This is a genomic window from Bacillus cereus group sp. MYBKT14-1, assembly GCF_051915185.1.
GTDB lineage: Bacteria > Bacillota > Bacilli > Bacillales > Bacillaceae_G > Bacillus_A > Bacillus_A cereus.
This window is the reverse complement of sequence record NZ_JBQAEF010000003.1, coordinates 64,372-79,082: the sequence shown is the minus strand read 5'-3', so window position 1 is coordinate 79,082 and position 14,711 is coordinate 64,372. Positions and strand designations below refer to the sequence as shown.

The window sequence follows — 14,711 nt, the reverse complement described above, 5'->3', positions numbered from 1 at the left end:
AGAGTAATTATATATAAGCATATATAATTACTCTATATTAGTTTTAAAATTGAAAACGTTTTATATACAGGGGGAAGAATGATGCTTGGGGTTTTCAAAAAAAATATTAATAAAACAAATGCCAGTATAATCGAATTAAGTAAGAACCAACAAATAACTTTTAATGTACCTACTAATTCTGAATTAAAAATTCAAATGGATATGCTACATATTTCAAAAGAAGATTTACAAGTTGTAAAAGTACTACAGCCTTTTATTTATGCAGAAATTGATTGGATTACTGAAAAATTCTATGCCAACATTACAAAACAACCTAATTTAATTACTATTATTGAGCGTTATAGCTCTATTCCAAAACTAAAACAAACTTTAAAAACACATATTAAAGAATTATTCAGCGGCAATATGCATGAAGATTTTATTGAACAGCGTGTTAGGATTGCCAAAAGGCATGTACAAATTGGTTTACATCGAAAATGGTATACTGCTGCTTATCAAGAATTATTCCGCTCTATCATGAAGATTTTGCAAACAAAAATAACGACAATCGATGATTTTTCATATTCTATAAATGTTATAAATAAATTATTCACTCTTGAACAAGAACTTGTTCTTGCAGCTTATGAATCTGAATATGAAAGAATGCAAAAAGAGCATGAGAAAGAAAAAGAATTAACTGCTATGACAATTACGCATATCGCAACAGAACTAGCTGCTGTATCTGAAAAAACAAGCTCTTCTATTCAAAAACTAACCGCCAAATCTGAAACTATTGTAGAGATTGCTAAAACAGGTACATCATTAGCTACAACATCTGAAGAAAAAGCGAATAAAGGGAAAGAACAATTAAACCAGCAAAACAAACGAATGGGATCTATTCAAATGAATATGGAAACGATTATTACAGATACTCATGAACTTCTCAATATTTCTAACAAAATTAATGAAATCATAGATATTGTTAAATCGATTGCGGAGCAAACAAATTTACTCGCACTAAATGCTGCTATTGAGTCGGCACGTGCTGGAGAATTTGGGAAAGGGTTTTCTGTTGTTGCTGGCGAAATCCGAAAATTATCAGAGCAAACGAAAGAATCTATATTTAACGTTACAAAGCTCGTCGAAAAAACAAATGAACAAATTACTCGTGTCTCGTCTTCTGTGAAACAAATTAGCTCTCTCGTATCGGAAGGAACAGATAGTATGTCGGCAACAGATCGATACTTCCAAGAAATCGTAAAAGATATGTCTAACTCAAAAGAACAGAATAAGAAAATTGAACACGAACTACAAGCTATTTCACAAGTAATGAAAGGAATTCAAGATGATTCCTCACAAATGGCTCTAACAGCCGATAATTTGCAACTAGAACTAAATCGATAAGATGAAATTTAGTAGTCAAGCATACTTTTCATCTGTACTAACTACTAAATTTCATCTTCCATCAAAAAAAAGAATCCAGAATGGATTCTTTTTATTTTCTGAAAAATATTTTTTGACAATACACATAACTCATATAAACACCAAAGCTCTGCAAAATAAACAATGCTGGCATAATTACATTGTAATATGCCATATCTACTTGGAAGAGCTTTAACAATACGTATCCACTAATTAAAAATAAGAACAACATATATCCCTCATTTTGTTGTTTCTTAATAAGGAAGTGTAATAGAGCTATAGTCATAAACAATGTTACGGCTATATATATCAGTTTTTCATATTTGAAAAGAATAGAATTTATCCCCTCATCTGAAAACTGATTTATCATCGGTTCTAAAAGTTTAAATCTTTCTCCCTCAATCTCTTTTAACTTTTGATCAATATGCTCTGTTACACTTTGATTTTTCGATATTTTTTCTTCATGTTGCGTTTTTCCAATTAAAACAGATTGAACATACGTCTCATTCGCAATCGTATATTGTGACATTCCCATTGTCTTAATTCCATAATTCACACCAAAATGGGCACTATAAAATAGAATAAGTATCCCTATCATCTTTAGTAACACCTTTTGTTTCGTTGCTGATTGAAATACTTCGATTAATAATACATATACCGTGATAAAAATAGGAAGAAATAATCCCATTGGGAAAATCATATTACTAAATGCAAATAAAATCGCTGAAAATACCCACATATAAGGATGATCTAATCCTTTATATAAAAGTATGTAACAAGCAAAATAAAATAAAAATATTGCAAGTGACTCAGGAGTTAATACGGAACTCATGAATATATTTGGAATATACAGAGCATAAAAGATAGAAGCAATACGACCGCATTCTTCTCCAAAAACCATTGCTGCAATACGATAAATAAAAAATGCGGTTCCTGCGCAAAATAACACATTAAATAGTTGTAAAGCGAATAATGTATCACCAAATATACGAATAATTACTGACTCATATATAATAAAAGGTAAATGAGTTACAGTCTCTATATTATTACCAATTGCAATCTGCTTTGCAGACTCATAGATCACTTTCATATCACCAATTATTGGAGCGTCTACAAATAACAGCATACTAAGTCTCACAACTATAGATATACTTATAAGAAAAATAAGAAATTGTTTATCTGTAAAACGATATTGTAGAATTGATGCCACTAACAAAATGAGTATGATAAAAATTGCTAATATGATTGTTACACTTGTTGTACTTCCTCCAAAAAATTGCTTACTTGTCTCAAATGCTGCCCAACAACTATAAACAAAAAATGCGAGCATCGCACCGATTGTAATTTTATTGAAGAAAGATGAAAAATTTGTTTGTATATGATTCATATGTCCATTGCACCTCTATTTCCATTCATAACAAAACGATTCTATCATGAATGAGTACACGGCTGATAGAGAATTTCTATGACAAATACATAGCCATTACTTTTTACTTGCAATGTAAGCGAATCCTCTTTTACACTACATTTTAGATAAAATAAATTTTCTTTCAGTTACATGAATACAAATACAGAAGTTTAAATAATCCTCTTTTGGAATACACTTTACTTCATTAAATATCTAATATGAGTAATCCGCTTACACATATTATTCTGATTGAAAACAGACTATAGGGGCTGAATATATGGAAAAGAAATTCATGCGAGAATCTAAAGCAATTAAGACAACACGTGTTTTTCCTAACGATTTAAATAATCACCAAACACTTTTTGGAGGGAAATTATTAGCAGAAATTGATAGTATTGCTTCGATTGCGGCTGCAAGACATAGTCGTAAACATTGCGTAACAGCATCTATTGATTCAGTTGATTTTTTAACTCCAATTCACCAAGCTGATTCTGTTTGTTATGAAGCATTTGTATGTTATACAGGGAAATCTTCAATGGAAGTTTTCGTAAAAGTAATCGCAGAAAATTTATTAGCAGGCGAGCGTAGAATTGCTGCTACTTGCTTCATTACATTTGTGGCTATAAAAGATGGAAAACCTTCGTCCGTACCACAAGTACTCCCTGAAACTCAGGAAGAACATTGGTTACACACAACCGGTTTAGAACGCGCGGAAAACCGAAAAAAGGGACGTTTAAAAAGTAAAGAGATGGCTGAAGTTTTAACTTTAAGTAAGCCATGGAATATATAATACGATACTCTCACTTCATACATGCACAGGTTTATTTCATCCTTGCATGTATTTTTTATTGTAAAAAATTCTAGCTCTTATCTTTTCTTTACTGTGCGTCTCCTAAAATAACCCACCAGTTTTTCCTTTATTTTGCTATACTATTAATGGTATATTAGATAAGGTTCGTTTAAAAATAACTATAATATAATTAAGTATATAAGGGATGGTGCGATAATGTCTATTGAGGTACCAATTTCAATACCAAAAACGTTAATTATTATTCCTGCGTATAACGAGGAAGAAGCAATTGCAGATACATTAACAAGATTATTAAAACTAAAACAGCATTTTACAGAATTAAGCATTTGCGTTATTAATGATGGATCACATGATAAAACAGCTCAAATCGTAAATGATTTTCCTGTTCACCTTGTGAACTTACCATATAACCTAGGTATTGGCTCAGCTGTACAAACTGGTTATAAATACGCTTATGAGAATGGATATGATATTGCGATTCAGTTCGATGCTGATGGGCAACATAATCCTGATGATTTGTACAAAATTATAAAACCTATTGCTGAAGACCAATGCGATATGGTGCTAGGTTCACGTTTTACAGAGAAAACAGCCTATAAAGGTAGTATTTCTAGAAGAATTGGTATTTTTTATTTTACTGCTCTACTGAAAGTACTAACAAAACAAACCTTTATGGATCCAACTTCTGGGTATCGTGCTATCAATAGAGAAGTAATTAAGATTTTTGCACATAATTATCCAAAAGATTATCCAGAACCAGAAGTCCTTATTCATTTAAAAAAGAAAAAATTACGCATTAATGAAATATCCGTAAATATGCAAGAGCGTCAAGGTGGACAATCTTCTATCACACCTCTTAAATCTGCATATTACATGATTAAAGTAAGCCTTGCTATATTGATGCAAAAAATTGTGAAAGGTTGATAATAAATGCCTATAATTACCTTTTCATTTATCTTCATTCTATTATTATTTTTATTAATTATTAATTCCATTCGTCGTGGAGCTTTAGAAACTAAATATGCTATTTTATGGATTTTTGTTTGTGTTGCAATGGCTATTTTAAGTTCTACTGAAAAAATTATAAATTGGATTGGCCAACTATTACACGTAGAATATCCTCCATCTGTCTTATTCTTATTTGGACTATTATTCTGTTTCATATTAATTTTTGACTTAACAAGAAAAATTTCTAAATTACATCATCAACTTGTAACGTTAACGCAAGATTATGCGTTATTAAAGCAAAAATTAAAAGTAACGCAGCCTGAAACCGATAACGAATAGTTTTCTATTTAAATATGAATATATACAAAAAAACATCTTAATTTTTTTAAAAAATTAAGATGTTTTTTATTGCAAACTATTTTTTTCTAATTAATAATTTACTAATTTTCATAACAGTTGCCACGGTCCCAACTCCAATTATAATAAATAAGAATGGTATTAACGGTAATGCATATCGTTCATATGCAACATAAAAACATGTTAAAGCTGTTTGCAATAAAAGGATTGACCATAAAAATGTAGTCTCTCTCCACCTTTTTAAAAGGAAAATAAATGAAAGTACTGTACATATTAAAAACGTCGTCTTAATAAAATTATATATTTCATTCATATCCTTTGCAGAAACATTGAATACTTCAATATTATGTTCTATAGAATAATACGGTTTTTTCCAAAGAATTTCTGGCTTCAAAACTAAATAACTCTCTATCATAGATTCCTTATCAGTTTTCCACCATTCCTTCATTTTATCAATCGCTATTTTTTCTTCTAATTCCATAAATTCATGTGCTTCAAGATTAGGGTATTTTGCATGTAACTCTATTTCAAGTTCCCCCATATCCTTACCTTCTGGGTAACCTTTCCCTTGATACGTTCCAAGTAATAACGGATTCCCTGCCCCAGCAGTTAGTGGGATAAATTTATCAAATTGAATGTAATTGCGAGCCCACCATGGTCCAAGTACGATAAGTCCTATTCCTATGCTTATAATCGCTTGCTTCATCATAATACGGAATGGGTAGCGTTTCATTAAAAGATACCCAAATAGTAAGATTGGATATAAGGCAATTTGTACACGGAGGTACAGTGCTAAAAAGTAGAAAATTAATACAATCAGAAGATGTTTCGTTTTATGAGTATCAGCTAATTTTAAACTCCAATATACTAATCCTAATGAAAGGAATAGAAACGGCCCTTCTGTTAAAGTTAAATTTTCCATAACAATCTCTGGAGGATACACAGCTAATAAGAAAGCACCTATTAATCCTGCAGCGGGATTTAATAAATAAGTACCAATCTTATAAGTTAGCAAAATACTAAGTACCCCTAATAGGATAATAATTAATTTTGCTACAAAAAGACCTTCACTTCCATTTCCAAAAAAATAAAATACAACAGCTAATAAAGCTGGAAAACCCGGCATAATATGAATCGTTGGTTTATCTGGTTCATGATATGTTAACATCCCTGTTTCCAATAAAATATTTGCCGTTTTTTGATAACCTATATCATCGCTAGCTATAGATAGATCTGCACCATGTGTTTGTAAAGTTGCAAAACGAAGTGCAAAACCGACTATCATAATAATCCCTAAAAGGATTATATTAGATTTGCGAGTAAATCGCCCTAACATCTCATCTTCTCCCTTCAGATACATAATTTTCAAAATATATTTCTATATTTTTACAACACAATACGTTCTATAATAAATACTTTTTATACAAAGTACAACAATAGAAAGTTGATTTACAAAGTTTATATGCGTTAAACTTATACAGATGTTCTTGTAATCTTCTTCCTTCCAAAAGGCTTGTATATATGATGCAAGACATAAAAAACTTGAGGAGATAAAAATTCTATGATGGAACAAAAGCAACTTGTTTCTGTTGTCATACCCCTGTATAACACGGAAAAATATATTGAAGAAACGATGCAGTCAATACTAGATCAAACATATAAAAACATTGAAATTGTAATTGTAGATGATGGAAGTAAAGATCAATCACCTTCTATTGTGAAAAACCTTGCTGAAAAATATCCAGGGCAAGTAAAATACGTTCATCAAAAAAACCAAGGTGTTTCAGTAGCTCGTAATACGGGTATTGAAAATGCTAGTGGAGAATATATCGCTTTTCTTGATAGTGATGACTTATGGCATCCAACTAAAATTGAGAAGCAAGTCGAAAGTATGCATAAAAACGAAATGGACGCGTGCTATTGTGGTTATATGAATTTCTACGAAGAAATAGGCGAGAAGGTTGAACATACAACAAACTTTATTAAAGGTGATATGGCAAAAGCATTCCTAACACATCAAGTTGTGGCTCAAACAAGTACTTGGATTTTCAAACGATCCATCGTAATGAATCATAACATTCGTTTTACACCAGGATGTAGTTGGGGCGAAGATTTAGAGTTTTTATTTAAACTTATGAGTGTGACAAATGTATGTTATGTCGATGAATACTTAACTTATTATAGAATCTTATCAGAAGGAAATCTTTCTTCTAAGTATAAAGATTATGAATTAAAAACGACAAAAGAGCTAGAAGTATTCAATCGTATGAAAGATTGGGTACATAACAAATCTCAAGATTTCATTACAAAAGACCCTCAGTCACTGATTGAGATTCTTGAGACTTATTTATTCCCTTATACAGTCATCAATAACGCTTGTATATATATTAAAGAAAACTCTCGATTAGATAAATCACAAGTTCAATTAATCAAAAAAGATATAAGGAAATATTGCCGTAAAATCTATTCAAAGAATGGAAAGCGTAGTAAAAAACTATATGCAATGCTTTGGTTTGTACGAATTAAATCTCTGTTTTCTTAAACTGAAAATATAACGATACTCTCTCTTTCTGTGAACAAATCAAATTTACAAATAGGACAAGCTAACCGGGTCCTAAAGAATAGAAAGGTCTTTTCTCATGAAAACAAATAAAATTCTAAAAAACGCATCCTACCTGTTTGTAGGAAACATTACTGTCCGTTTTGTACTGGCTATTGCAACAATTTTCTTTGCAAGGTATGTTTCTCCAAGTGATTACGGTATGTTTACAACTGCGTTAGCAGTTTCAGCTGTTATTTGTTACTTTACAGATGCAGGTTTAACACATACGTTTATGCGTGAAGGAACGAGAAGCGATGCTAATATTAGCGTGCTAATAAGTAGTTACTTACGTATTCGTTTAATATTAGCTATCGTAATTTCTGTACTTTTCGCTATTTTTGCCCAGTTCTTCTATCCCGATGCTTACTTACGCACGATGGTATATTGGGTTGTTCTACCAACAATGTTCGGAGCAACCTTACAAGGTGTTGGAATGGCTTACTTCCAAGTAACAGAACGCATGCAATTTACAGCTATTATTTCTGTACTACAAGGTGTAACTGCTGCTGCTGCCCTATTACTAGGGATGTCTTTCCAATGGTCACTTATGATGGTTGCTGCCATGTACGGGGTATCTAGTCTTGTAACAGGTGTTATCGCCTTTATAATGACAATACGTTATACGAAGGTCCATAAGGGTTGGGATAAAGGCATTTTAGATCAACTACTTATTTTTACAATCAATGGCATCATCATTATGCTCTTACCACAATTGGGCCCTATTATATTAGAAAAGGTTTCAACGTATAATCAAGTTGGATTCTTTGGTGCTGCATCTAAAATACCTGCTGTACTATATCAAATACCTGGGGTAATTGCAGCGGCCTTTTATCCAAGGCTTTTTGCTTTTGGTAATGAGAAAAATATTGAAGAACATAGAAAATTATCAAGTTTTGAATTAAAACTTATGTCTTTTTTAGGAATGGGAATTTCTATCCCCTTTATTGCGGATCCAAGTTTCTGGATTGTTAGTTTATTAGGAGAAGAATACGCTCCCGCCGGTGACGCTCTTGCTATTCTAGCGTTTATGGTTATTTTACAATCAATTAACTATCCACTAGCCGATAATTTAACAACTATTGGCCAGCAATGGAAACGTGCAACAACAATGACTATTGGATTAGTTGTTGCCATCATAGGTTATATTGTATTAGGTAGTAAATATGGAATGATGGGAGCAGCTGCCGCAGCTATCCTTACCGAAATTACACTATTAATCGGATTTACCCTCTTTATTCGTAAAGGCATGCAATTATTAGTTAAAGGAATTATATTTAATTCCTTAGCCTTTATTATTAGTTACGGTATATACCGAATTGCATTAATCAACTTACCGCCACTAATTGCTTTAACTCTTACTGGTATACTATACGGTATAATTGGAATTGGAATTGATCCTCAAATACGTGGATTTGTTTTAGGGTTTATAAAACAAAAGCTCATTCGCAAACATGCTTAAAAGCAAAAAGCTTTTCCTATTTAAAAATGGAAAAGCTTTTTGCTTTTTTTATATACCATCATTTTTCTTCAGTAAAAAAATGCTATATATTCCAGCTCAAATTGACTTACTTTCTGAAAATGCCTTATACTAAATTACATGTAAACTATGAACTTCAACGCTTGTAAAAATATATATGCTTCAACAAAAATATATATTTTCTCATGTTAAAACTAAAGAACACACCTTTAAAAATTGGTGTGTTTTTATATGCTACCTAAAAACTAGTTGCTACATGTAACGACTTTCAAAGGAGGATTATCAATTTTTATGAGCATAAAGCCGAATAATAAATTCTTTTCCAAGAAAACAATGATAATTATGCCAATATTATTATTGTGCGCTTTTGCTTTTCATTATTTCTTTTTAACATCTAATCAAGCCTTTTCTGGTACAGGGGATGCGTTACGTCAATTTGGCTTTTTTACGTTTCTTCTACAACATGCCTTTAAAGATGGCAACCTTTTTTGGTCTTTTGATTATGGATTAGGTGGAGATTTATTTGGAGAGTTTAGTTATTATTACAGCACATCACCGTTTTTCTGGATTACACTGTTACTACCTAAACTAAGTCTTGAGCAAGTATATGACGTGAAATTATACATGAGTATTTTAAAAAACTTTTTAGCTATGGTATTCATGTATGGTTCTTTACGTTACCATAATAAAACAGCATTCTCATCTTTTGTTGCTGCTATTATATATGGTGGCTGTATTACTTTCATCCGCCACTCTTTACTATGGGATTTCATGGCTGATGCCATTGTATTTTTACCATTAGTAATATGGGGACTTGATAAATATATTATTGAAAAGAAGCACGGCCTTTTCCTAATCGCTGCTACTTTAATGTTAGCATCAAACTTTTATTTTGCTTTTATCACAAGTATTTTCATATTTATTTATGCATTATTCCAATACTTTGCGACACAACAAAATAAAACGATTGTCTCTTTTCTAACTTATTATATTAGAATCGGTTTATTGTACGGATTATCACTCGGTTTAGCCGCCGTTTGCTTCCTCCCATCAGTTAATGCCGTATTTAGCGCTGATCGACTATCAAAAAAGTTTGAGATACCATTATTATTTGAAGATAAATTTTATAAAGATTTAATGGAAAATATTTTCTTCATGTATAATGCTGAAAATCATCAATTAGCTTTACCAGCTTTAATTTTATTCTTAATCGTATTTGGAATGTTTATACGTGATAAACTCGTAAAGAATAAAGTATTCTTTACGTTATTCATGTTCATTCTGTTTATGCTTCCATATACATATTCTATGTTTAATGGTTTTTCAGCAATGCAATCTAGATGGTTTTATTTATTTGTATTTGTAATTGCCCAAACAATTGCATACATTCTAGATTGGATGATTATTCATAAGAAAGACTACAAATTACCTTATTTAATAAGTTTATTAGTGTCTATTGGATTATTCATTTATGCATTTTATAGAAAGGCAAATATAAATGTAACTGATAAACCTTTACAAGACGTTGATAACATTTTACTCGGAACTGTCGTTCTTTCTGTTATTACAGTATGTTTATGGCGTTATATTTCTAAACCTTTCATACAATTTTTAGTTGTATTGAATGTACTCGTTAGCACAATTTCTATGAATTATATGTATGCGAATAATATACTTAGCACAGTTTACGGACAGAGCCAGATTTCAACTGAAAAGTTACACGAACCAGGCTATGATAATCAAGAAGAAATTGCTGCAATTCGCTACATACAAGAAAATGATAAAGACTTTTATCGTATTCTTAATCCATATAGCGAATATAACACACCAATGCTACAAGGATATCATGGCGTAAGTACGTATCAAAGCTTGGTTAATTATTATGTCCATGACTTTATGAAAAATAAATATGGCGTATTCCAAATGTACGATACACCTTCAATGTTTTATCAAGCTGATAGTCGACTACTACTCGAAAATATGCTAGGTATAAAATATCGCGTATTAAGTGCTGATACAGATTCAAAGAATGTACCTTATGGATATAAACTATTACAGCAAGTAGGACCATATAATATTTACAAAAATGACTATGCTTTACCGTTAGGATATGTATATGATTCGGCTATAAGTGAAGAAGAATTTTCTAAATTAAACTTCGCTCAGCGTGATCAATTATTATTACATGCTGTTGTCGTTAATAATACAAAAGAATTTTCATTAAACCATTTTAATAAACAAGACCTCAAATCAAAGGCAGTATCTATTAAAACGGAAAAAGCAAAATTCGAAAACATGGAAAAACAAGAAAATAAACTAATTGTTCATGGCTTTGGAAATATGATTGTACCTATCAATTATCCTGATACACCTGGTGATCTACTGATAGAATTAAAATTAAAAAATGCAGGCACATTCAATGCAACTGTTAATGGAAAAACGATAGGAAAAGGGGACGATGCTGGTGCATACTCTTATCCGTTAGAAAGGTTTGTTTACAATTTGGGCAATGAGCGTCCAGAAAACCTAACTATCTCTATTGATATGGCAGGTGAGTATGAATTAGGTGACTTGCAAGCAAATATTGTAAACTATGAAAGTATACAAAAAGAAACAAAAAAACTAACTGAAAATAGGCTTGAAAATATTTATTATAAGAACAATTATTTAAAAGGGGATATCAAATCAAATAAAGACGGGCTCTTATATTTATCTGTCCCATATAGTAAAGGCTGGACTATAAAAATTGATGGAAAAGAAACAGAATTTACGAAAGCGAATTCTGCCTTTATCGGTGTTCCAATTACAAAAGGTTCACATGTAATCGAAATGACTTACGTTACACCTTACTTCAAATTAGGTATGACTATATCAATCATCTCACTAATTATCTGTATAGCTTTACTAATTTTCAAAAATCCAAAAGCACGACGAAAATTTTCTTTTAAAAAGCAATAATAAGCAATCAATGAATCATGAATCTATCCAATTGGATAGATTCATATAAAAACGCATAACATTGTTTTAACCCACTACAAACAAGGAGTGTCAAAAATGACCCTTTCAATAGTTGTACCATGCTACAATGAAGAAAAGGTGCTTCGTGCCTTTTATTCAGAGACTTCTCTTGAAATTCATAAATTAACTACCGATTATGAATTTGTTTTTGTTAATGATGGTAGTAAAGATGATACATTAAATATTTTACGTGATTTAGCTAGTGCAGATTCATCGGTACACTACATATCATTTAGTCGAAACTTCGGAAAAGAAGCTGCAATGTTAGCTGGTTTAAAATATGCTACAGGCGATGCAATTGTTATTATGGATGCTGACTTACAACACCCTCCTACGTTAATAAAAGAATTGTTAGAAGGATATAACGAAGGCTACGACCAAGTCATTGCAAAAAGAACAAGAACTGGTGATTCACCTGTTCGCTCTTTCGTCTCTCGTCTTTACTATAAGGTGATGAATAAGTTTGTAGATATTGAATTAGTAGATGGTATTGGTGACTTTAGACTTTTAAGTCGAAGAGCAGTGGATTCTTTAGTGTCTTTAAGTGAATACAACCGATTTTCAAAGGGTTTATTCTCTTGGATTGGTTATAACGAATTAATCATTGAATATGAAAATGTATTACGTTCTGATGGAGAAAGTAAATGGACCTTCTCGAAATTATTAAATTACGGAATTGATGGTGTAATTTCATTCAATAATAAACCGTTACGTCTATCTATATATCTCGGATTACTAACAACCATTTTAGGACTTTTATACGTAATCACTACGTTCGTTCAAATCATCCTTGGTGGTGTGGAAGTTCCTGGTTACTTTACTCTCATTTCCGCTATACTATTTATTGGCGGTATTCAACTCATATTCCTAGGTGTGATTGGTGAATATATCGGTCGTATTTATTATGAAACAAAACGTAGACCGCATTTTATTGTAGCTGAAAAGAAAGTTAGTGAAGTTAAACAAAAGGCATAACCAAAAAGTTACTTCTGTAGGTAGAAGTAACTTTTTTATATACTAACATTTACAAACACTTCTTTTGAAAAAATATACATTTTGAAATGATGGCATTATATGAAAGAATTTAGTATCATGATTCAAGGTACTATTTCAAGTTGGACGGAGGATACTATGAGCTTATTAACAGTTGAAAAATTAGGACATACATTTGGCGATCGTACATTATTTAAAGATGTATCTATGCGATTATTAGCAGGTGAACACGTTGGATTAGTTGGTGCAAACGGTGTTGGTAAATCAACATTCATGAATATCATTACTGGTCAGCTTATTCATGACCAAGGTCGCGTAGAATGGACACCGGGCACACATTATGGCTACTTAGATCAGCATACTGTTTTAACGCCTGGGCGTACAATCCGTGACGTACTAGCGGATGCATTTTTACCGTTATTCGAAAAGGAAAAAGCTTTAAATGAAGTTACAGAAAAAATGGGAACTGCTACACCAGAAGAACTAGAAGAACTTCTTGAGCAAATGGCAGAAATACAAGATGCACTTGAAGCAGGTGGTTTCTATTTACTAGATATGAAAATTGAAGAGGCTGCACGTGGTCTTGGAATTGATGCAATTGGTTTAGATCGTGATGTTTCAGCATTAAGTGGTGGACAACGTACAAAAGTATTGCTTGCAAAGCTATTACTTGAACAGCCAGAAGTGTTATTGCTTGATGAACCTACTAACTATTTAGACGTTGAACATATTCATTGGTTAACAAATTATTTGAAAGAATATCCACATGCATTCTTATTAATTTCTCATGATACGGAATTTATGAACAAATGTGTTGATGTTATTTTCCATCTAGAATTCACAAAAATGACACGCTATACAGCGACATATGAAAAATTCCTAGAACTAGCAGAAATCAATAAAAATCAACATATAAACGCTTATGAAAAGCAGCGCGAGTTTATCAAAAAGCAAGAAGACTTCATTGCAAAGAACAAGGCTCGTTATTCAACGACAGGTCGTGCAAAGAGTCGTCAAAAACAACTTGATCGCATGGAACTTATTGATCGCCCAGAAACAGCGATTAAACCTGAATTCTCATTTAAAGAAAGTCGCGCAAGTAGTCGCTTCGTCTTTGAAGGTGAAAATGTAGAAATCGGATATACGCATCCTCTACTACCAAAGCTATCAATGACGATTGAACGTGGTGAAAAAATTGCTATTGTTGGATGTAACGGTGTTGGTAAATCAACGTTGCTAAAAACAATCTTAGGTAAAATTAAACCTTTAAGCGGTAAAACAAGTCTTGGTGACTTCTTAGAGCCTGCATACTTTGAACAAGAAGTTAAAGCTGATAATATAACACCAATTGATGATGTATGGAATACATTCCCTGGCCTAGACCAGCATCAAATTCGTGCGATGTTAGCAAAATGCGGATTAAAAAATGAACATATTTCTCGCCCATTAAGTCAATTAAGTGGTGGAGAACAAGCAAAAGTTCGTTTATGTAAGCTAATGGGTGAGGAAAGTAACTGGCTATTATTTGATGAGCCGACAAACCATCTTGATGTTACAGCAAAAGCGGAACTTAAGAAGGCTATGAAAGCATATAAAGGAACAATTCTCCTTGTATGTCACGAACCGGACTTCTATGAAGATTGGATCACAAAAGTTTGGGATGTTGAAGAATGGTCTCAAAATAGTAAGTAGTCTT

General features: G+C 31.9%; 11 protein-coding genes and 1 pseudogene. 10 read left to right on the top strand and 2 right to left on the bottom strand.

The features are described 5' to 3' along the window. Positions 1–78: 78 nt before the first annotated feature. Both ACTFO4_RS10385 and ACTFO4_RS10380 read left to right on the top strand, forming a co-directional pair. Positions 79–627 (top strand): annotated as a pseudogene (locus ACTFO4_RS10385) (protoglobin family protein); the annotation flags it as partial. Positions 628–642: 15 nt separating this feature from the next. Next, positions 643–1,383 (top strand): methyl-accepting chemotaxis protein, encoded by a 741-nt coding sequence (locus tag ACTFO4_RS10380; RefSeq protein ID WP_370512974.1) that lies wholly within the window; start codon positions 643–645, stop codon positions 1,381–1,383. 91 nt (positions 1,384–1,474) lie between these two features. Here the strand turns inward: ACTFO4_RS10380 and ACTFO4_RS10375 are convergent, their stop codons facing one another. Then, positions 1,475–2,788: an ArnT family glycosyltransferase gene (locus ACTFO4_RS10375; RefSeq protein WP_017672920.1), complete on the bottom strand. Its 1,314-nt coding sequence runs from the start codon at positions 2,786–2,788 to the stop codon at positions 1,475–1,477. A gap of 298 nt (positions 2,789–3,086) precedes the next feature. On the opposite strand from ACTFO4_RS10375, the gene ACTFO4_RS10370 reads away from it, so the two are divergent. The 3 genes from ACTFO4_RS10370 (at position 3,087) to ACTFO4_RS10360 (ending at position 4,907) form a co-directional block, all read left to right on the top strand. Continuing rightward, positions 3,087–3,599: an acyl-CoA thioesterase gene (locus ACTFO4_RS10370; protein WP_000412126.1), complete on the top strand. Its 513-nt coding sequence runs from the start codon at positions 3,087–3,089 to the stop codon at positions 3,597–3,599. Positions 3,600–3,815: 216 nt separating this feature from the next. Continuing rightward, on the top strand, positions 3,816–4,544 hold the full coding sequence (locus ACTFO4_RS10365; RefSeq protein ID WP_000021476.1) for a glycosyltransferase family 2 protein: 729 nt from the start codon (positions 3,816–3,818) through the stop codon (positions 4,542–4,544). Between the two features lie 6 nt (positions 4,545–4,550). After that, positions 4,551–4,907 carry a DUF2304 domain-containing protein gene (locus tag ACTFO4_RS10360; RefSeq protein ID WP_001121768.1) on the top strand — a complete coding sequence of 119 codons (357 nt, stop codon included), beginning with the start codon at positions 4,551–4,553 and terminating at the stop codon, positions 4,905–4,907. 76 nt (positions 4,908–4,983) lie between these two features. Here the strand turns inward: ACTFO4_RS10360 and ACTFO4_RS10355 are convergent, their stop codons facing one another. After that, complete coding sequence (locus tag ACTFO4_RS10355; protein ID WP_017672921.1) at positions 4,984–6,261, bottom strand: glycosyltransferase family 39 protein; 1,278 nt, start codon at positions 6,259–6,261, stop codon at positions 4,984–4,986. A 225-nt stretch (positions 6,262–6,486) separates the two neighbouring features. Here ACTFO4_RS10355 and ACTFO4_RS10350 point away from each other — a divergent pair, with 225 nt between their 5' ends. The 5 genes from ACTFO4_RS10350 to ACTFO4_RS10330 all read left to right on the top strand — a co-directional run bounded on the left by ACTFO4_RS10350 (position 6,487) and on the right by ACTFO4_RS10330 (position 14,707). Then, positions 6,487–7,467, top strand: coding sequence for a glycosyltransferase family 2 protein (locus ACTFO4_RS10350; RefSeq protein ID WP_440013623.1), 981 nt, complete (start codon positions 6,487–6,489; stop codon positions 7,465–7,467). A gap of 97 nt (positions 7,468–7,564) precedes the next feature. Continuing rightward, positions 7,565–8,986, top strand: a complete 1,422-nt coding sequence (locus tag ACTFO4_RS10345; protein ID WP_017672922.1) for an oligosaccharide flippase family protein — start codon at positions 7,565–7,567, stop codon at positions 8,984–8,986. 309 nt (positions 8,987–9,295) lie between these two features. After that, complete coding sequence (locus tag ACTFO4_RS10340; RefSeq protein ID WP_000023708.1) at positions 9,296–11,962, top strand: YfhO family protein; 2,667 nt, start codon at positions 9,296–9,298, stop codon at positions 11,960–11,962. Between the two features lie 96 nt (positions 11,963–12,058). Next, complete coding sequence (locus tag ACTFO4_RS10335; RefSeq protein WP_000175826.1) at positions 12,059–12,997, top strand: glycosyltransferase family 2 protein; 939 nt, start codon at positions 12,059–12,061, stop codon at positions 12,995–12,997. A gap of 156 nt (positions 12,998–13,153) precedes the next feature. Beyond that, positions 13,154–14,707, top strand: a complete 1,554-nt coding sequence (locus tag ACTFO4_RS10330; protein WP_000055410.1) for an ABC-F family ATP-binding cassette domain-containing protein — start codon at positions 13,154–13,156, stop codon at positions 14,705–14,707. Positions 14,708–14,711: the final 4 nt, after the last annotated feature.